Origin of the sequence: Planomonospora parontospora (assembly GCA_014647935.1) — a bacterium.
Taxonomy (GTDB): domain Bacteria; phylum Actinomycetota; class Actinomycetes; order Streptosporangiales; family Streptosporangiaceae; genus Planomonospora; species Planomonospora parontospora.
On sequence record BMQD01000028.1, the window covers coordinates 42,657 to 59,833 of the forward strand.

The following is a 17,177-nucleotide window of genomic DNA, read 5'->3' on the forward strand; positions in this document are numbered from 1 at the left end:
GCCGGATGCACGCCGGAGCACCCGCCTCTCAGGCGTCCCCGGGCTCCTCCTCGGCGGGCACGTACAGGGAGAGCGTCTCGGCGACGCAGGCGGGCCTGGGCCGGTCCTCGACCTCGACCGTCATCTTGATCTTCGACAGGTAGCCCGAAGGCGTGCCCTTGAGGTCGACGAGCTCCGCGCCGCACCGCACCCGCGCGCCCACCGGGACCGGCGAGGGGAAGCGGACCTTGTCGAGGCCGTAGTTGATGCCCATGGCCAGGCCGTCCACCCGGAACAGCTCCATCATGAACGACGGCAGCAGCGACAGGCTCAGGTAGCCGTGGGCGATGGTCCCGCCGAACGGGCCCTTGGCCGCGGCCTCGACGTCGACGTGGATCCACTGGTGGTCGCCGGTGGCGTCGGCGAACAGGTTCACCTGCTCCTGGGTCACCGTCCGCCACTCCGTGTGGCCGAGGTGCTCGCCGACGGCGGCCTTGAGTTCCTGGATGTTCGAGAAGATCCTCATGTCCGGAACTTTATTCGGTCTTCGGGACCGCGAGAAGGTTCAGGACCGTGAGCATCTTGCCGCCGCCCTTCTGGGTCGTCGAGCAGGACACCCCGGCCTCCGGATGCGCCGACGCCCCCGCCGGACCCTCGGGCCGATCCGTACGGCACGTCCGCGCGCTCTCGCCGCCCTCGTCCCAGTAGACGATCGACGGCGGCGAGGAGGAGGTCCCGGTCCCGAAACCTCCGGTCCCGTCCTCGCCCATGGCCGAGATCCCGGCGAAGGTCCCGGTGACCGGATCGTAGACGGCCGCCACGGGGACGTACCCCTCGCCTCCCGGCCCCGCCGGGGCTCGGAAGAGCCCGAACCGGTCGCCGATGAGCGGCCATCCGCCGTGGTCGACGTTCTCCCGCAGGACCTCGTGGTCCGAACCGTCCGCCCGCTGCACGAAACTCCCCTCACCCACCTGCCCGAAACACCAGACCGGTCCGCAGCGCAGGCCCTGTGCCCCCTCTGGAGGGGACAACCCGATCACCTCGCCGGTCTCCAGGTTGACCCTGCGGGTCTGGTTCTCGTCCCCGCCACCGGCCTCCGGGCCGGTCTCCATGTCCACCGCCCACGGCCACGACAGCAGGTGGAGCCCGTCCGTCCCCGCGATCCGCTCCGGGGCCCCGCCGGTCAGCGGCAGGCGGTGGACCCCGCCGCCCTTGACCGACCAGACGACGGCGTCGGCGGTGACGCCGATCCGCTCCACCTCCGCCAGGTCACCGGTGACCTCCCCGACCCGCCGTGCCGTACCGCCGGAGCGGGGTGCGACCCAGAAGTCGGCCCACCTGTCCCCGTTGTTGGGCGTCTCGCCCCACCAGGCGACGTACTCGGCTCCGGGCTCGACCGCCTGCACGTAATAACCCTTCACCCCGGCGGGCCCGGGCATCTCCGTCAGGACGGTGCTCCGGCCCGCCGCGGTGTCGTAGACCTCCAGCCGGCCCGCCTTCTCGAACGACGACTCGGCCGTCAGCAGCAGCTCCGTGGCGCTCAGCGCCGTGACCGGGCGGTACCTCCAGCCGTCCGCCGTCTTCGCCGGGATCACCGACACCGCCGCCGGCCAGACCTCCGCGGCCGGCCGGATCTCCTCCCCGGGGACCTCTCGGGAGGAGGGCTCGGGGTCACGGGGGGCCGCGGTGTCCCCCGGAGAGGCCGTCACCGGCGCATCGACGAGGATCGGGCCCTCTCCGCCCCTGTTGGAGAGGACCCCCCTCGCCAGCGCCGTGCCGCCCACGGCGACCGCGATCACCGCGGCGACCGCCAGGGCCGACTGGACGCGCCTGCGCGTGCGCCGCGCACGCCGCCGCTGGACCGCCTCCAGCAGGTCCCCCGCCGGCCGCGGCGCGTTCTCCGCCGCCGTGGCCAGAGCACGGGCGAGGTCGACCTCGCTCCTGTCGTTCATCGAATCCACCCCGTCCCGACGCTGCCCGCCGACCCCGCCTCACCCGGGCCTCGGGCCACGTTCCCGCCCGGGCCTCCGGTCGCGTCCCCGCCCGTGTCCCCGCCCGCTGTGCCGCCCGTGCCGCCTGGTGTGTCCCCGGCACGCACCCGCTCCCCCTCGGGAACCGTCACCCGCACCCTGAGCTTCTCCAGCGCGCGGGCGGCCTGGCTGCGCACCGTGCCCCGGGAGATGCCGAGCAGGGCGGCGATCTCCTGGTCCGGAAGGTCCTCGTAGTACCGCAGGACCAGGACCGCCCGCTGCTTGGGCGGCAGGCCCTTCAGTTCGTTCCACAGACCCGTGTCGTCGCCCGCGCCGTCGGTGTACGCCGTCTCGGGTACCTGCGGGACCAGGCGTTCCCGGCGCAGCCGCCGCCAGGCGCTGATGTGCAGGCGCGCCATGGTCGTGCGGACGTACCCCTCCGGATCATCACGTCTTCGCACCCTCGACCAGGCGTCTCCCAGACGCATCAGCGCCTCCTGCGTCAGGTCGGCCGCGTCCTCGGCGTTGCCGGTGAGCACGTAGCCGTACCGGTACAGCGCGCTTCCCCGTGCGGTGACGAAATCTGCGAACTCCACAGAACCAGGGACGTGCCGGAGCCGCGTTCTGTTGCACGACATTCGGGTACGGCTTGCGAACGGACATCCGGCGTTGTCCGGCGCTTCATCCCCGGCTCCTAGCGTTCCCGCCATGAAACGACGTTTTGCCACCGCGCTCGGCGCAGCCGCGCTCTCCCTCGCCCTCGCCGCCCCGGCGTCGGCCGACCCCGGTGCCGACGCGACGGCGCACGGGCACGGCGGGCACGGCAGCTCCGGCGGGCACGGCGGGTTCGGCGGGTTCGGCCGCGCCACCCTGACCGGTTTCGCCGTGCTGCCCGCGCTGACGTTCGTGCCGGGCAGCGAAGCGTCCGGCGCCCAGCTCGGCACCGCACCGGTCAACGGCGTCACCCCGCCGTTCGCCGGACAGCCGGTGCAGGGTTTCAGCGGCATCGTGCGGCGGCACGACGGCACCTTCGACGTGCTGTCCGACAACGGCTACGGCTCCCAGGCCAACAGCGCCGACTTCCTGCTGCGCGTGCACCGCATCAAGCCGGACTTCCGGCGGGGCACGGTCCGGGTGCTGGGCGGGTTCGACCTGAGCGACCCGGACGGCCACGTGACCTGGCCGCTGACCCGGGCGGACCGGAAGCTGACCGGCGCCGACTTCGACGTGGAGTCGATCGTGCGGACCTCCGACGGCACCTACTGGATCGGCGACGAGTTCGGCCCGTTCCTACTGCACGTCTCGTCCTCCGGCCGGCTGATGGAGGCGCCGGTCCCGCTGCCCGGCGTCAAGGCGCCGGAGAACCCGTCCCTGGAGGGCGCGGAGCCCGACCTGGGCCGGAGCAAGGGCTTCGAGGGCATGGCCCGCTCGGTCGACGGCCGCACGCTCTACCCCCTGCTGGAGGGTACGGTGGCCGGCGACCCGGCCGGGACCCTGCGGATCAACGAGTTCGACCTGCGCAGACGGGCCTACACCGGTAAGCGCTGGACCTACACCCTGGACGGCGCCGACCACGCCATCGGCGACATGATCGCGGTGGACCGGCACCGGTTCCTGGTCATCGAGCGGGACAACCTCCAGGGTGACGCGGCGAAGACCAAGAAGATCTATCTGATCGACCTGCGGAAGCACGGCCTGGGCAAGACCCTCGTCGCGGACCTGCTCGACCTGGCGAACCCGCGCCGCCTGGGCGGCTTCGGGGAGACCTTCCGGTTCCCGTTCCAGACGATCGAGGACGTGGTGATCCTCGACGACCGCACCCTGGGCATCCTGGACGACAACAACTTCCCGTTCTCCTCGGGCCGCACCCCGGGCAGGCCCGACGACAACGAGTTCATCACCGTACGGCTGTCGCGCTCCCTCGACGCCGACCCGCGCGTCCACCGCTGAGGCGCCCCACCGGCGGGCGACGGTCCTCCCCGTGCCGGGACGCCGCCCGCCGGTCCGTCCTCGCGCCGCCGCCGCCCTCCCACCGGAACGGCGGGAACGGCATGGACGACGGGAACGGCAGGAGCGGGCGCGGGGCCTTCCGTCCCGGTGACCGGGTGGCGGAGTCCACCAGGCGAGACCCGTTGTTCCCCTATCGGGACCATCCTGAAGCCGGAGGCGCTTATCCTTCGGAGAAGCACCGGAAACCGACAAAGGGAACGCTGACGTTCATGTGGCCTCCATCATCTCCCCAGGATCCGCACGGCCAGCAGCCCCCTGCCGGGTCTGGGCAGTCTCCTGCGGACCCCTGGCAGCAGCCCTCATACGGCGGACCCCAGGGACAGCAACCACCGTACGCGCCCCACGACCAGCAGCCCCCCTACGGCCAGGGACAGCAACCACCGTACGCGCCCCAGGGACAGCAGCCCCCCTACGCTCCCCACGACCAGCAGCCCTCCTACGGCCAGGGACAGCAACCGCAGTACGCGCCCCAGGGGCAACAGCCCTTCTACGGCCAGCAGGCTCCTGCCTACGGGCAGCAGGCGGTTCCCGGCGGCTGGCCTCCGCCGCCGGCCGGGCCGCCCAGGCGCAAGGCGCTCTGGCCCTGGACCGTGGGCGGGGCCGTCGTGGTCCTCGTCGTCCTGGCGGTGGTGTTCGCCCTGCTCCCCGACGACCCGGCCGCCACCCGGACCGCCTCGGGCGCGACGTCCAGCACCCCTTCGTCCGCGCCGTCCGCCCCGGCCACACCGCAGGCGGACCCGACCGGGGAGCCCTCGCAGACCTCGTCCCCGGACGAACCGACCGTTCCGGCCTCCGGCGGACGGCTCGTCAAGGCCACCGACGGCAAGAGCGAGATCACCGTCCCGAACGACTGGAAGAAGCTGGCGCTCCTGGACAGCGCCGGGATCCAGCAGGGCAACACGGTCAAAGAGCAGTACCTGATGGTGATCAGCGAAGGCCAGTCCGCCTTCGACTTCGATCTCGGCGGTTACGCCGAGGCCGTCACCGCCAAGATGCAGGAGAGCCTGACCGACCCCGTCCTGGGCGAGTCCCGGTCGCTCTTCGTCAACGGCGCCCCGGCCCGTCAGTACGAGCTGCGCGGCAAGACCCAGGGCCTCGACATCGTCTACTGGGTGACGTTCGTGGAGGGCGAGCAGAACTTCCACCAGGTCGTCGCCTGGACCCTGGCGAGCCGGAGCGACGTCCACGGTCCGCTGCTCCGCCAGGTCTCGGCGACCTTCAAGGAAACCGGCGGGGTGTAACCCGGACGGGCTTGACGATCTTTAAACACTTAACTAAATTCATGCGGGACATGGAGAACGGCTACTCGCTGCTGGACAGCACGATGTACGCGCTGATCGTGCGGCTCGGCTCCCACAAGCGCCAGATCGCCGCAGGCCTGGAGAGACTGGGCCTGCGGCTGGGCCAGGAGGTCTACCTCGCCCAGCTCTGGCGCCGGGACGGGCTGTGCCAGGGCGAGCTGGCCGAGCGCACGAAGGTGACGGCGGCCAACATCACGCAGGTGCTGCGCGGCCTGGAGAAGCAGGGCCTGGTGGTGCGGCGCCGCGATGACGGGGACGCCCGGATCCAGCGAGTCTGGCTGACCGACGCCGGGCGCGCGCTGGAGCGGCCGGTGACGGAGGTCTGGCACGACGCGGAGACCGCCTGGCTCGCGAGCCTGACCCCGACCCAGCGCAAGGCCATCGCGCGCCTGCTCTGACCCTTCTCCCTCCTCCATGGCAGGTCATGCTCATTTAGTTAAGTGGTTAAGGAGTTTCGATGGATCTGGGACTGAAGGACCGTACCGTCGTCGTGACCGGCGCCTCCGGCGGCATCGGGCGGGAGATCGCCCGCGGCTACGCGGCCGAGGGAGCCCGCGTGGTCCTCACCTACCGGAGCACCCCCGACGAGGCGGAGGCGCTCGCCCGGGAGATCGACGGGATCGCGCTGCCGTACGACCTCGGCGACCCCGGCTCGGCGGAGACGCTGGTCGCCGGGGTGCTGGAGCGGACGGGCGGGATCGACGTACTGGTCAACAACGCCGTCCGCTGGGGCGCCCGCCCGCCGGGACCGGACGGTTCCTTCGAGGACGTGCCCGACGCCGAGTGGGTGGAGGTGCTCAGGGACAACGTCGAGGGAGCCCTGCGGCTCAGCCGTCTGGTCGCCCCCGGTATGCGGGAACGCGGCTTCGGCCGGTTCGTCCACGTCTCCTCGGGCGTCGTCAACGAAGGCATGATCGGTGGCGAGTACTACGCGGCGGCCAAGGGCGCACTGCACGGCTTCAGCCGTTCGGCCGCCTTCAGTCTCGGTCGCGACGGTGACATCCTGTCCAACGTCGTCATGCCGGGCTTCACCCGGACCGCCCGCAACGAGGCGATGGCCGCAGCCGTCGGCCACCACTACGGCGCCCGCGCCCCGATCGGCCGCCTGCTGGACGCCGCCGAGGTCGCCAACGCCGTCGTCTACCTGGGCTCGGCCGCCAACACCGGGATCACCGGCCAGGTCATCGCGGTGACCGGAGGCGTATGACCCGAACAACGCCGTACGGCGTGTGGCCCGCACAACGCCGTACGGCGTGTCACCGCACACCACCGGACGGCGTGTGGCCCGCACAACGCAGGATGCCCGCCGAGCCGCGAAAACGCTTTGCCCGGCCCGTGGAACGCTGCGAGGATGCGCGCGTGATCCGCTACACCGACGCCGTCGGCACCGTCCGCGCCGAGCAGCTGCGGGGCTTCTTCGTCGGCTGGCCCAGGGCCGCCTCCCCCGAGCAGCATCTGGCGGTCCTCCGCGGCAGCCACCGCGCCGTCGTCGCGGTCGACGACGGCACGGACCGCGTCGTCGGCTTCGTCAACATGATCAGCGACGGGGTCCTGACCGCCTACATCCCCTGGCTGGAGGTGCTGCCCGACTACCAGGGCCGGGGGATCGGCACGGAGCTGATGCGGCGGATCCTCGAGGCGGCCGACCACCTCTACTCGGTCGACCTGCTCTGCGAGGCCCCGCTCCAGCCGTACTACGAGCGGTTCGGCATGCTCCCCGTCCCCGGGATGAGCCGCCTGCGCCGCTCCGCCCTGGACGGCCTGCCCGCCTCCGATGGCGGCTCCGCCCCCGGCTGACCGACCTCTGCCGCTCGGCCTGCGCTCGCTCGGCCTCTGCCCGGCCGGCTTCTGCTGCGCGCTTCCGACGGCTGATCCCCGCTCCGGAAGGCCCTCTGCGGCCTCTCATCCGAGGAACTCCAGCAGCAGCCGGTTCAGCTCCTCCGGCCGGCAGGCCGGAACGGCGTGGTGCGAGACCCCCGGCAGCGTCACCGTGCGGGCGTGCGGCATCAGCCGCCGCACCCCCGCGGCCAGTTTGCGGCTGTCGTGCGCCCGGCTGCGCTCCGCCGGCAGGACGAGCGTCGGAATCTCCGAGGCCCGCATCCGGGCGGCGTCCGGGCGCCGCCCCACGACGGTCTTGGAAGCGGGGAAGTCCACCGCGCCCGACACGTAGAGCCGCAACCACCCGGGATCGACGGGTGCTCCGGCCGTCTCCCAGTCGATGAAGGCGCGCACCCGCCCGGCGGTCGGCCGCAGCAGCACCGGCAGGGCGTGCAGCAGGTAGCGGGGACTGAACCCGGTGAAGCACCGGGTGGGGTCGATGAGCGCGAGCCTGCGCACCCGCTGCGGCGAGCGCAGCGCGAACCCGAGGGCCAGCTCTCCCCCGGACGAGTGGCCGCACAGGTCCGCGCGGTCGAGGCCGAGGCCCGCGAACGTCGACTCCAGCCAGTCCATCAGATCACCCCCGTCACGGATCGGCCGGCCGTCGTGGACGCTGCCGCCGGGCTCCCCGATCTGGTCGACCGCGTACACGCGGTGCGCGGCGCCGAGAGCGGCGACGTTGGCGAACCAGACCGCCGAGGTGGCCCCGCCGCCGTGCAGCAGGACCAGCGGATCCCCGTCCCGCGGTCCGCAGACCTGCACCCGGGTGGTGCCGTAGGCGGAGCGGACGTCGACCGGCTCGGCGGTGATCGGCCACTGCTCCAGGACGGCCTGGTAGGCGGCGCGGAAGCGCCTCTCGGCCTCCGGAGTCCGGAAGGCGGGGGCGGTGGGCACGGCTCCGGTCATGGGCACTCCGGTCTGTTCGCAGGACTCCGGTCACCGGTTCTGATCGGCGGGCGGGCGGGCGCGGGTGCGAACTGCTCCCCGCCGACGACCCGGAGCAGGTCGAGCCGGGCGACGTCCGCACTCCCGGGCGGCGGGGTGAACACCACCAGGCGCTGGTCCTCCTCCGGGGCGAGCAGGACCTCGCAGTCCAGTTCGACCGGCCCGACCAGCGGGTGGAGGAGCCGCATGCGGCTGCGGCGGCGGACGGCGACCTCGTGCAGCTCCCACAGCGCGCGGAACTCCTCGCTGGCCTCGCCGAGCCGCCGGACCAGGCGGGCCGCGGCGGGGTCGCCCGGCCGGCGGGCGACGGCCGCGCGCAGGTCCGCGACGTGCACCCGGCCGTAGTGATCGTGCTCGTCGGCCGGGTACGGCGTGCGCGCCCCGGGGTCGGTGAACCAGCGCCAGACCAGGTTGCGGCCGTGCTCCGAGACCGTGCACACCCCGCCGAGCAGGGCCCGGGCCATCGCGTTCTGGGCGAGCACGTCACCCAGGTCCCCGATCACCTGCGCCGGGGTGTCGGTGAGCCGGTCGAGCAGACGGAGGAGGCCCGGCCGGACGTGCTCACCCGCATGCCGGCCGGCCGGCGGGCGATGCCCCGCCAGCAGGTAGAGGTGGTCCCTCCCGTCGGCGTCCAGCCGGAGCGCGCGGGTGAGCGCGGCCAGCGTCTGCACCGACGGCTGCGGGCTGCGGCTCTGCTCCATGCGGACGTAGTAGTCGACCGACATCCCGGCCAGCTGCGCCACCTCCTCGCGCCGCAGGCCGGGCGTGCGTCGTCCGGTGCCGCCGGGAAGACCGGCCTCCTCCGGTCGCAGCCTCTCGCGGGAGCGGCGCAGGAACCCGGCGAGCTCCCGGCGGTTCATGGACATACCGCGATCATCCCAAACCGATCGGATCCCAGCCAGGGATCGCCGATCCCCCGGAAAGGGGGTCCTCTTCTCAGCCCGTCACGCCGGCGGCAGTGTCTACGGCGTCCCCGGTGCTCCGGATGCTCCGGGTGCGGAGCCGCCCCTCTGCCGCCTCCGCACCGCGAGCACGGAATCGAGCGCCGAACCGAGCACGAAGGAGTCGATCACCATGCCCGTCGTCACCGTCGGAAACGCCCAGGTCCACTACACCCGTACCGGCACCGGCCCGGCCCTCGTCCTGGTGCACGGCACCGGATCCGCGGGCGCCGAGCTGACGTGGGGCGGGATCGCCCACCGGTTCGCCGACCGGCACACGGTGATCATGCCCGACCTGTCCGGAACCGACCGGACCTCCGACGACGGGGCGCCGCTCACCGTCGAGGGCCTGGCCGAGCAGGTCGCGGCCGTCATCGAAGACGCCGTCGACACCACGGACGGCGCAGGCGCCGCGGGCACCATGGGCAGCGCAGGCGCCGCAGTCACCGCAGGCGCCGCGGGCCCGGCGGTCGACGTCCTCGGTTTCTCGATGGGCGCACCGGTGGCCGCCGCGCTCGCGGCCTCCCGTCCCGGCCTGGTGCGGCGGCTGGTCATGGTCGCCGGCTGGGTGCGTACGGACGCCGACGAGTACGTCCGGAATCTGTTCACCCTGTGGCGGCGGCTGGGGACCGTGGACGCCGAGGCGTTCGGCCGGAGCGTCACGATGACCGGTTTCAGCCGGGGCTTCCTCAACACGATCGGCAGGGACGAGGTCGAGAAGCTGGTGCCCAACCTGCCGCCGACTCCCGGAACCCTGCGCCACGTCGACCTGGACTCGCGCGTCGACATCCGCTGGCTGCTGCCCCTCGTCCGGGCGGAGACCCTGGTCGTCGGCTGCTCCCAGGACGCCACCGTCCCGGTGGGCAACAGCCGCGACCTGCACGCGGCGATACCGGGCAGCGCCTACGCCGAGATCGACGCGGGGCACGTCGTCTTCTTCGAGAAGCCGGACGAGTTCGTCGGACTCGTCCGGGACTTCCTCGTCCGGGACTTCGTCCCGGCCCCGTGACCTCCCCGTGGCCTAAGTCCCGGCCGCGCCGTCTTCCCCGTGACCTCCGTCCCGGCCGTGCGGCCTTTCCCCGGTCCCGTGACCTGTCCGCAGGCCGCCGCCCCGTCCACCGGATGTCCCTAGACTCCCGGCCATGGACTTGCGGCAGCTCACGGACGAGGTCGAGGCGGTCTCCGATGCCTACGCGCTCAGGCACGGCATCACCCGGGACGCCACCTGGTTCCTGTTGAAGCTCCAGGAGGAGGTCGGCGAGCTGACGCAGGCGTTCCTCATGCGTGCCGGTCAGGCGCGGAACAAGGGACACTCCCGGGAGGAACTGGAGGCCGGCTTCCGCTCCGAGCTCGCCGACGTCCTCTCCCACGTCCTGCTGATGGCCCGGCACCACGGCGTCGACCTGGAGGCGGAGGTCGCCCGGAAGTGGTTGTCACGGCACCCGGACCGGCTCTCCCCGCAGGGCGGAGGCGAGGAGTGACGGCGGCCGGGCGGCCCGGCGGCCGCCGCGGAACTTGACGACCTCCGCGGAACGTGAAGACTGGATCGCCATGGAACTCGTCGGGAAGATCACCGCAGACCGCCCGTTGCTCGTGGTCGCGGTCAAGGAAGAGGCGCAGTTCCTCGACACGGACCTGCCGGTGCTGCTCACCGGCATAGGCAAGGTCGAAGCCGCCGTCGCGCTGGCCACCGTACTCGCCGGTGGTCCCCGCCCCTCCCACGTCGTCAACCTGGGTACGGCGGGGGCCCTGCGCCCGGGGTGGACCGGCACCCACGTCGTCGGCACCGTGATCCAGCACGACCTGGACACCGAGCTGCTGCGCGCCCTCACCGGCGAGACCTATGGGGCCGCCCTGACGTTGAGCGTGGACGGCGGCCCGATCCTGGCGACCGGTGACGCCTTCATCGCGGACGAGGCCGCCCGCGAGCGCCTCGCGGCGCGGGCCCATCTGGTCGACATGGAGGGCTACGCCCTGGCCTCGGCGGCGGCCCGCGCCGGTGTGCCGATCCGCATCGTCAAGCACGTCAGCGACGACGCGGGCGACGGCGCCGCGAAGAGCTGGCGCGAGTCGGTGGCCGACTGCGCCCGCTCCCTGGCCGGCTGGACCGCCCGGCACCTGGACCGGTGACCCTCCCGGTACCTGGACCGATGACCCTCCCGGTTCACCCCCTCCCGGTACCTGGACCGATGACCCTCCCGGTTCACCCCCTCCCGGTCCACCCCTCCTGACTCACCCGCCGAAGACCTCGCTGACGAGCCGCTGCGTGGCCTGCTGGAACGCCGCTTCCATGGACGGGGCGGCGTCGTCGACGTGGTTCAGCGCGGCGGTCAGCGTCCTGCCGCCGCCGGGCGTGCCGTGCGTCAGCGGCGCGTGGCCCGAGACGCCGCCGTCCCGAGGTCCGGGGAGGACATCGTGACGGGTTGCGGCTGCGGGGGGCATGCCGTCAAGCGGCGCCGAGAGCCTCAGTGATCTTGCGGGCCATCTCCGCCATGGTGGGGCTGGGCTCGCCCTTCCGGGACCGGGTGGCCGCTTCGACGGCGACGATGACGGTGCGGCGGAAGTTGTCGGCCTCTGCCGGGGCCTGCCGCCTGAGCAGGCTCACGGCCGCGGTCAGGGCCGGCAGCACGTGGTCGGCGAGGGCGGCCGTGGACCTGCCGCTCAGGTTGATGTCCCGGGTCTTCTCGGTGAGCACGTGCCCGACCAGGCCGGTGGCGGAGGTCAGGGCGATGGAGCCTTCGGTGGCGACCTTGTGGGGCCTGCCGGCGGCATCGGCGGCGGCCAGCAGCGAGACGGCACCGTAGGCGGCGGTGCGCAGGGTGGACTTGTCCTGGTCGGTAAGGGTGATGGACACGGTGGCGTGCTCCTTTGAATCCTCTGAATCCGTTGATTCCGTTGTGGAAGTCGGTGGAACGGACGGACGGCGGGTCGTCCGTCGGGGGTCGTCGGACGTGCGTCCGCGTGCGGTCTCAGCTGCCCGCCGGGTTCGTCGGGCGGGCCTCCGGTGTCGGTCGTTGTTCCAGCCGTGGTGTCAGTCGTCGATCGCCTGGTAGAGCGTGGTCCAGAAGTCGTGGATCAGCCGCGCCGGGTCCGGGACGGACATCCCGACCTGGGTGAGCAGGATCCCGACGAGCCGGTTTTCCGGGTCGGCGTAGGTCGTGGTGCCGCTTCCGCCGTCCCAGCCGAACTGGCCGACGGGCGCGTAGTCGGCCCGGTAGGTGCGCACCGCCATCCCCATGCCCCAGCCGCCGTGCTGCCCCTGGCCGTACGAGATGTGGACGTTGTCGGTGGCCATGGCGATCCGGGCGGCCGTCTGCTCGGGCGTGAGACGGTTGGTGGTCATCAGCCGTACGGCGGGCCGCGACAGGATCCGCCTGCCCCGGTGCGTTCCGCCGTTGAGCAGCATCCGGAAGTAGGCGTGGTAGTCGTCGACGGTGGAGACCAGCCCACCGCCGCTGCCCTGGAACGCCGGAGGACTGCTCCACCGCCCCCCTTCGGCCGCGTCCCACACGTGGAACTCGCCGGTCTGCGGATCGGGGGCGTACAGGTCCGGCAACCGGTCGATCTTGTCGGCGGGCACGTGGAAGGCGGTGTCGGTCATGCCCAGCGGATCGAGGATGCGCTCACGCAGGAACTCCTCGAACGACCGGCCCGTGACCCTGGCCACCAGCACGCTGAGCACGTCGTGGCTGATCTGGTACTGCCAGCGCTCTCCGGGCTGGTGCATCAGCGGCAGCGTGCCCAGGCGGCGGATCCACTCGTCCGGCTCGGGCATCGGCTCCGGCAGGTCGGGCGTGAGCCCCTGCTCGAAGATCGCGCCCATGATCGGGGAGCCCAGCGCCGTCATGTCCATGCCGAGACCGAACGTGGAGGTCAGCAGGTCCCGCACGGTGATCGGCCGCCGCGCCGGCACGGTGTCGTCCAGGGGGCCGTCGATCCGCTTCAGCACCCGCCGGCCGGCCAGTTCGGGCAGCCACGGATCCACCGGGTCGTCCAGCCGCAGGCGGCACTCGTCCAGCAGGACCATCGCCGCCGCCATCGCGACCGGCTTGGACGTGGACGCCATCCGGAAGATCGTGTCCCGGCGCATCGGCGCGCCGCCGTCGTGGCGCATCGTCCCGATCGCCTCGACGTGCGTGTGGTCGCCCCGGCCGACCAGGGCGACGAGCCCGGGGATCTTCTTGGACTCGACATGCCGCGCCAGCACCTCGCGCAGTCTGCGCAGCCCGGTCACGGAGAAGCCGCCGTTCTTTTCCATCATGAATCTCCTTGCTCACAGTGTTCGGCGGATCGCCGAACCGTTCATGGCATCCACCGTCGCCGACCGCTCTGATACCGGAGCGTCACCGCGCTGACGCGGCCGCTGACACCACGGCACCGCGCGGTCGGCGCGAGGACCGGTCAGCGGGCGCAGGCGCTGGTAGCGGTAGCAGCAGCAGCGGCGTGCACGGGCCTGGCACGCCCAGGATCAGTCGACGCCGGGATGGCCGCCGGGTGCGATCCATTCGGTCAGTTCGACGACGATGCCGTTGGGGTCGGTGAGACGCACCAGCCACTCGCCCCACGGGCTGCGCCGCAACCGCCCGGTGATGGGTGCGCCCGCCGCGCGCAGGCGTTCGTACTCCTCGACCAGGCCGGTGACCGCGAACGACACCACCGGCTGGGCGGTCCGCTCGCGGGGCCGTTCGAGGTCGCACCGGCGCAGCAGGAGGTCGGCGGCCGCGTCGTCGCGGCTCAACCAGGTGAGATCCGGGATGTCGAGCACCTCGCGAAATCCCAGACAGGTGGTGAAGAAACCGCGGGAGCCCGCCGGATCGTCGACGGTGAAGACGATTGTCGAGGCGACGATATTCATGTTTCTACTTGAATGAGGCCATTCCCCATGATTTCCCCCTATGCGGTTATTCGTCCTGCACCAAGGCTGCCGGTACGGCCCGGCCGGGGCAACGGCGGATCTTGCAACGCTGCGTTAACCGCAGGCTTCACGCTTCACGCCGGGGAGGACACGCACGGGATCCACGCCGCCGAGACGCTCCTGACTCGGACGAGGAACCGCAGGCCGGCCGTACGGCACCGCGGCCGCCCGCGCCCGCGGCGCACGTGAGCCAGGCCGTCGCAGAGCGGGAACGCGGCGTCGGCACCCCTCCGCGAGCCGTCGGCCGGGACGGTCGACGAGGGCTGCGGACGATCTCAGCCGGGCAGCGGCCCCAGGTCGCGGACGACGCGGGCGAAGGCGCGGATCATGTCGTTCTCCGCGTCACTGCGCCACACCGGCCCGTACGGCAGCGCGTCCATGTCCTTGACGGGCAGGTAGGTGATGTCGGGGCGGGGGTAGTACCGGCTCACGTGGGCCGGGAAGAGGGCGACGGCCTCGCCCATGGCCGTGGCCATGAAGGTGTCCTCGATGCCGTCCACGATGGCGGTGCGGTCGATCGCCCGGCCGCCGGGGGTGATCTCCGGGACGTAGTGGTCCAGCCAGTAACCGGGCACGGACTCGGCGGCCACGTGCCGGAAGTCGCCGACCGCCTCCAGGGACACCGAGGACCGTCTGGTGAGCACGTGGTCGCCGGCCACGGCCAGCACTCTCGGCTCGGCGAACAGCAGCGGGCCCACGGTGAGGTCGGGCTCCTCGACGGGAAGCCAGGTGACCAGGATGTCGGTCTCCCCGTCGCGCAGCTGGGCGAACGGGTCCCGGTAGGCCGACCTCCGCAGGCGCAGCTCCCACTGCGGGTGCCGGGCGCGGAAGGTCTCCCAGTAGCGGCGCAGTTCCTGGACGTTGGCGGGGAACAGGCTCACCCGGAGCGTGCCGGTCTTGCCGCGTGCGGCCAGTCGCGCCCGGTCCAGGGTCTGCGTCAGGCCCTGGTACACCTGGCGCAGATCGTCCCGCAGCTGTTCGCCGAGCGCCGTGAGCCGGACGCTGCGGCTGTTCCTGGCGAAGAGCTCGGCGCCGATGGCGCGCTCCTGCTTCTTGATCGCCTGGCTGACCCGGGCCACGGAGACGTGCAACCGCTCGGCGGTGCGGCCGAAGTGCAGTTCCTCGGCCAGAGTCAGGAAGATCTCGATGTCCCGTAACTCCACAGGCCCCATTTCACCGGTCCGTGCCGCATATGGGGGAAGTCTGGCACATCGCCTCAGGAGAGGAGATCGATCGCCCGCGGTGATCAGCGGTGACCGACCCGCCGGGGCCGGATCCGCGCCCCCCAGGACCGGAAGGCAGGGACCACCCTCAGCAGGTCGAGGCGCGGGACACCCGGGCCACGCCGGACACCCGTTGCGACCAGGACTGCAACCAGGAGCGGCCGCGGCGGTACGGCCTCTCCGTCGTGAGCGGGTGGCAGGATCATCGCCGTGACAGACATCGATGATCTTCTTCGGCGGGTGTCCGCCAAGGCGAGCGCGACCGTGGAGCACCTGCCTCCCCCCGCGACGGCGGAGGAGGTGACACAGGCGGAGCGCATCTTAGGTTTCCGGCTTCCTGACGTGCTCGTGCGGTTCTACCGCGAGGTGGCCGACGGCGGCTTCGGCCCCGGTTACCGGCTCCTGCCGCTGCTGGGTGAAGGACGTACCGCCGTGCGCGACTGCCAGGAGGAGCGGGACGGTTCGGAGTCCAGTGGTGACGCGCACTGGCCGGCGGACGTGCTGCCCATCCTGGACTGGGGGTGCGGCATGTACGCCGCCGTGGACTGCCGCAGTCCCGAGGGGACCGTACTGCTCTTCGAGCCGAACGGGGTCAGCGGCGACTGGCATCGCGCATGGCACGTCGACGCGGAGAGCCTGATCGATTGGCTGGAGACCTGGATCTCGGGAACGGGCTGGTACGAGGAAGACGCCGACGAAGACGGTGAGATGCGGCCGTGGGCGTTGGCCCGGCAGCGGCTGGCAGAGAGAAGGTGACCGCCCCGAAGCAGCAGACTAGAAGTAGAGCCGCAGTCGATGACTCCGCAATACGGTGGCCTGCGGTTACGGGTTATGACATGGCGAACGCGATGAAGATTATTCCGTGTATGTTCCGCAGCGGTTGCACTCGCGTGCTTCCGGATGCGGTCGACGTATGAAGTACGCCGACCTCAACGCCTCGATGACCCTGCCCGGTGGTGCCGTCCATGGTGTCATCAGCCCGGTCGAGTACTTGGAGTGAGGGGCCTCGGAGATTCCGGACAGCCGTCTTATGGTCGTAGAGCCTATGCGGCTGCTTGTTGTGAGAGGGCCTCGTTCAGTACCTCCAGGGGTGGCCGGTAGCCGAGCGCCGAGTGCAGGCGCCGGTGGTTGTAGAACCCTTCGATGTAGCGGATGACCTGCCGTCGTGCTTTGGCTCGGGTGGTGAAGACGAAGCGGTGCAGCCATTCGTTCTTGATCGCGCTGAAGAACGACTCGGCCATCGCGTTGTCCCGGCAGACGCCGGTGCGGCCGACCGAGCGGCGGATGTTCAGGCCGGTCAGGAAGCGGCCGAACTCGTCTGAGGTGTAGTTCGAGCCGCGGTCGGCGTGGAACACCGCATCGGGCTGGAGCAGGCCGGTGCCGGCGGCCATCCGCATCGCGTCGGTGATCAGTTCGGTGCGGTAGTGCTCGGCCATCGCCCAGCCCAGCACCGCCTTGCTGTGGCAGTCGATCACCGTGGCCAGGTAGAGGAAGCCCTCCCAGGTGCGGATGTAGGTGATGTCGCCGACCAGCTTGACGCCCGGTCGGGCGGCGGTGAAGTCGCGGCCGACCAGGTCGGGGATGCCGCGGAAGTCGCCCTGGATGGTGGTGGCCGGCCGGAACGCCCTCACCTGGGCCGGGATCAGGCCCTGGGCGCGCATCAGGGTGCGGACCAGTTCGGCCGAGCAGTGCTCGCCGCGGCGGGCCAGTGCGGCGTGCACGCGCCGGTAGCCGTAGGTCTCATGGGAGCCGGTGAAGATCTCGGCGACCAGGGCGCCGGCAGCGCGCGGCGTTGCGCGGTGGCCGGGGCCGGGGCCGGTCGCGCCATTCGTAGTAGCCCGAGCGGGACACCTCCAGCCAGGCGCACATCCGCGCGATCGTGTGGTTGGCCTTCTCCGCGTCGATGAGCTCGTACTTGGCGAGCGTCATCGAGTCTCCGGCGCGAAGAAGGCGCCTTAGATTCAGACGATCAATGCAACGCTGCTGGTGGATGGGTGGATCGTGGCTCGGATGGG

General features: G+C 71.8%; 22 protein-coding genes. 9 read left to right on the plus strand and 13 right to left on the minus strand.

The features are described 5' to 3' along the window. Positions 1–28: 28 nt before the first annotated feature. Genes IEZ07_RS30250 through IEZ07_RS30260 form a run of 3 tightly spaced genes read right to left on the minus strand, consistent with a single transcriptional unit; the run spans position 29 to position 2,545 of the window. Entirely contained in the window at positions 29–505 is a 477-nt protein-coding gene (locus tag IEZ07_RS30250; RefSeq protein WP_191897905.1) for a MaoC family dehydratase, read from the minus strand. Between the two features lie 10 nt (positions 506–515). Continuing rightward, positions 516–1,931, minus strand: coding sequence for a serine/threonine-protein kinase (locus IEZ07_RS30255; protein WP_191897906.1), 1,416 nt, complete (start codon positions 1,929–1,931; stop codon positions 516–518). Next, complete coding sequence (locus IEZ07_RS30260) at positions 1,928–2,545, minus strand: SigE family RNA polymerase sigma factor (protein ID WP_239321001.1); 618 nt, start codon at positions 2,543–2,545, stop codon at positions 1,928–1,930. The genes IEZ07_RS30255 and IEZ07_RS30260 overlap by 4 nt, the downstream gene beginning before the upstream one ends. A 112-nt stretch (positions 2,546–2,657) precedes the next feature. On the opposite strand from IEZ07_RS30260, the gene IEZ07_RS30265 reads away from it, so the two are divergent. After that, on the plus strand, positions 2,658–3,899 hold the full coding sequence (locus IEZ07_RS30265; RefSeq protein WP_191897907.1) for an esterase-like activity of phytase family protein: 1,242 nt from the start codon (positions 2,658–2,660) through the stop codon (positions 3,897–3,899). Positions 3,900–4,258: 359 nt separating this feature from the next. On the opposite strand, the gene IEZ07_RS30270 is transcribed toward IEZ07_RS30265, so the two are convergent. Further along, positions 4,259–4,438 carry a hypothetical protein gene (locus IEZ07_RS30270; protein ID WP_191897908.1) on the minus strand — a complete coding sequence of 60 codons (180 nt, stop codon included), beginning with the start codon at positions 4,436–4,438 and terminating at the stop codon, positions 4,259–4,261. A gap of 111 nt (positions 4,439–4,549) precedes the next feature. Between IEZ07_RS30270 and IEZ07_RS30275 the strand changes: the two genes are divergently transcribed. The 4 genes from IEZ07_RS30275 to IEZ07_RS30290 all read left to right on the plus strand — a co-directional run bounded on the left by IEZ07_RS30275 (position 4,550) and on the right by IEZ07_RS30290 (position 7,057). Continuing rightward, positions 4,550–5,200, plus strand: a complete 651-nt coding sequence (locus IEZ07_RS30275; RefSeq protein ID WP_191897909.1) for a hypothetical protein — start codon at positions 4,550–4,552, stop codon at positions 5,198–5,200. Between the two features lie 41 nt (positions 5,201–5,241). Continuing rightward, positions 5,242–5,658 (plus strand): MarR family winged helix-turn-helix transcriptional regulator, encoded by a 417-nt coding sequence (locus tag IEZ07_RS30280; protein WP_189240646.1) that lies wholly within the window; start codon positions 5,242–5,244, stop codon positions 5,656–5,658. 59 nt (positions 5,659–5,717) lie between these two features. Further along, positions 5,718–6,467, plus strand: coding sequence for an SDR family NAD(P)-dependent oxidoreductase (locus IEZ07_RS30285; RefSeq protein WP_191897910.1), 750 nt, complete (start codon positions 5,718–5,720; stop codon positions 6,465–6,467). 152 nt (positions 6,468–6,619) lie between these two features. Continuing rightward, positions 6,620–7,057: a GNAT family N-acetyltransferase gene (locus IEZ07_RS30290; RefSeq protein ID WP_239321004.1), complete on the plus strand. Its 438-nt coding sequence runs from the start codon at positions 6,620–6,622 to the stop codon at positions 7,055–7,057. A 105-nt stretch (positions 7,058–7,162) separates the two neighbouring features. Here the strand turns inward: IEZ07_RS30290 and IEZ07_RS30295 are convergent, their stop codons facing one another. Continuing rightward, a complete protein-coding gene (locus IEZ07_RS30295; RefSeq protein WP_191897911.1) occupies positions 7,163–8,044 on the minus strand; it encodes an alpha/beta fold hydrolase in 882 nt (293 codons plus the stop codon). Next, complete coding sequence (locus IEZ07_RS30300; RefSeq protein WP_239321007.1) at positions 8,041–8,949, minus strand: helix-turn-helix domain-containing protein; 909 nt, start codon at positions 8,947–8,949, stop codon at positions 8,041–8,043. The genes IEZ07_RS30295 and IEZ07_RS30300 overlap by 4 nt, the downstream gene beginning before the upstream one ends. 208 nt (positions 8,950–9,157) lie before the next feature. On the opposite strand from IEZ07_RS30300, the gene IEZ07_RS30305 reads away from it, so the two are divergent. The 3 genes from IEZ07_RS30305 (at position 9,158) to IEZ07_RS30315 (ending at position 11,154) form a co-directional block, all read left to right on the plus strand. Beyond that, entirely contained in the window at positions 9,158–10,033 is an 876-nt protein-coding gene (locus IEZ07_RS30305; protein WP_191897912.1) for an alpha/beta fold hydrolase, read from the plus strand. A gap of 133 nt (positions 10,034–10,166) precedes the next feature. Then, positions 10,167–10,505 (plus strand): MazG nucleotide pyrophosphohydrolase domain-containing protein, encoded by a 339-nt coding sequence (locus IEZ07_RS30310; protein ID WP_191897913.1) that lies wholly within the window; start codon positions 10,167–10,169, stop codon positions 10,503–10,505. 70 nt (positions 10,506–10,575) lie between these two features. Next, positions 10,576–11,154 (plus strand): nucleosidase, encoded by a 579-nt coding sequence (locus IEZ07_RS30315; protein WP_191897914.1) that lies wholly within the window; start codon positions 10,576–10,578, stop codon positions 11,152–11,154. 102 nt (positions 11,155–11,256) lie between these two features. Here IEZ07_RS30315 and IEZ07_RS30320 read toward each other — a convergent pair whose 3' ends face one another. From IEZ07_RS30320 to IEZ07_RS30340, 5 genes are all read right to left on the minus strand, one after another. Then, positions 11,257–11,466 (minus strand): hypothetical protein, encoded by a 210-nt coding sequence (locus tag IEZ07_RS30320; RefSeq protein WP_191897915.1) that lies wholly within the window; start codon positions 11,464–11,466, stop codon positions 11,257–11,259. Positions 11,467–11,470: 4 nt separating this feature from the next. Further along, a complete protein-coding gene (locus IEZ07_RS30325) occupies positions 11,471–11,878 on the minus strand; it encodes a hypothetical protein (protein ID WP_191897916.1) in 408 nt (135 codons plus the stop codon). Positions 11,879–12,055: 177 nt separating this feature from the next. Continuing rightward, positions 12,056–13,285, minus strand: coding sequence for a serine hydrolase domain-containing protein (locus tag IEZ07_RS30330; RefSeq protein ID WP_191897917.1), 1,230 nt, complete (start codon positions 13,283–13,285; stop codon positions 12,056–12,058). A gap of 207 nt (positions 13,286–13,492) precedes the next feature. Beyond that, complete coding sequence (locus tag IEZ07_RS30335) at positions 13,493–13,879, minus strand: VOC family protein (protein ID WP_191897918.1); 387 nt, start codon at positions 13,877–13,879, stop codon at positions 13,493–13,495. A 335-nt stretch (positions 13,880–14,214) separates the two neighbouring features. Continuing rightward, a complete protein-coding gene (locus IEZ07_RS30340) occupies positions 14,215–15,102 on the minus strand; it encodes a LysR family transcriptional regulator (protein ID WP_191897919.1) in 888 nt (295 codons plus the stop codon). A 270-nt stretch (positions 15,103–15,372) separates the two neighbouring features. Between IEZ07_RS30340 and IEZ07_RS30345 the strand changes: the two genes are divergently transcribed. Further along, positions 15,373–15,918 carry an SMI1/KNR4 family protein gene (locus IEZ07_RS30345; protein WP_191897920.1) on the plus strand — a complete coding sequence of 182 codons (546 nt, stop codon included), beginning with the start codon at positions 15,373–15,375 and terminating at the stop codon, positions 15,916–15,918. A gap of 287 nt (positions 15,919–16,205) precedes the next feature. Here the strand turns inward: IEZ07_RS30345 and IEZ07_RS30350 are convergent, their stop codons facing one another. Together IEZ07_RS30350 and IEZ07_RS30355 are read right to left on the minus strand one after the other, a co-directional pair. Then, entirely contained in the window at positions 16,206–16,934 is a 729-nt protein-coding gene (locus IEZ07_RS30350) for an IS3 family transposase (protein WP_307729042.1), read from the minus strand. Then, a complete protein-coding gene (locus IEZ07_RS30355; protein WP_191897921.1) occupies positions 16,903–17,091 on the minus strand; it encodes a hypothetical protein in 189 nt (62 codons plus the stop codon). Before IEZ07_RS30355 ends, IEZ07_RS30350 begins: the two co-directional genes overlap by 32 nt. Between the last annotated feature and the right edge of the window lie 86 nt (positions 17,092–17,177).

What these genes read in the sequence shown, in the direction of transcription:
- IEZ07_RS30250 (WP_191897905.1), bottom strand. Translation starts at nt 505, where the DNA reads ATGAGGATCTTCTCGAACATCCAGGAACTCAAGGCCGCCGTCGGCGAG.
- IEZ07_RS30255 (WP_191897906.1), bottom strand. Translation starts at nt 1,931, where the DNA reads ATGAACGACAGGAGCGAGGTCGACCTCGCCCGTGCTCTGGCCACGGCG.
- IEZ07_RS30265 (WP_191897907.1), top strand. Translation starts at nt 2,658, where the DNA reads ATGAAACGACGTTTTGCCACCGCGCTCGGCGCAGCCGCGCTCTCCCTC.
- IEZ07_RS30280 (WP_189240646.1), top strand. Translation starts at nt 5,242, where the DNA reads ATGCGGGACATGGAGAACGGCTACTCGCTGCTGGACAGCACGATGTAC.
- IEZ07_RS30285 (WP_191897910.1), top strand. Translation starts at nt 5,718, where the DNA reads ATGGATCTGGGACTGAAGGACCGTACCGTCGTCGTGACCGGCGCCTCC.
- IEZ07_RS30295 (WP_191897911.1), bottom strand. Translation starts at nt 8,044, where the DNA reads ATGACCGGAGCCGTGCCCACCGCCCCCGCCTTCCGGACTCCGGAGGCC.
- IEZ07_RS30300 (WP_239321007.1), bottom strand. Translation starts at nt 8,949, where the DNA reads ATGTCCATGAACCGCCGGGAGCTCGCCGGGTTCCTGCGCCGCTCCCGC.
- IEZ07_RS30305 (WP_191897912.1), top strand. Translation starts at nt 9,158, where the DNA reads ATGCCCGTCGTCACCGTCGGAAACGCCCAGGTCCACTACACCCGTACC.
- IEZ07_RS30310 (WP_191897913.1), top strand. Translation starts at nt 10,167, where the DNA reads ATGGACTTGCGGCAGCTCACGGACGAGGTCGAGGCGGTCTCCGATGCC.
- IEZ07_RS30315 (WP_191897914.1), top strand. Translation starts at nt 10,576, where the DNA reads ATGGAACTCGTCGGGAAGATCACCGCAGACCGCCCGTTGCTCGTGGTC.
- IEZ07_RS30320 (WP_191897915.1), bottom strand. Translation starts at nt 11,466, where the DNA reads ATGCCCCCCGCAGCCGCAACCCGTCACGATGTCCTCCCCGGACCTCGG.
- IEZ07_RS30330 (WP_191897917.1), bottom strand. Translation starts at nt 13,285, where the DNA reads ATGATGGAAAAGAACGGCGGCTTCTCCGTGACCGGGCTGCGCAGACTG.
- IEZ07_RS30335 (WP_191897918.1), bottom strand. Translation starts at nt 13,879, where the DNA reads ATGAATATCGTCGCCTCGACAATCGTCTTCACCGTCGACGATCCGGCG.
- IEZ07_RS30355 (WP_191897921.1), bottom strand. Translation starts at nt 17,091, where the DNA reads ATGACGCTCGCCAAGTACGAGCTCATCGACGCGGAGAAGGCCAACCAC.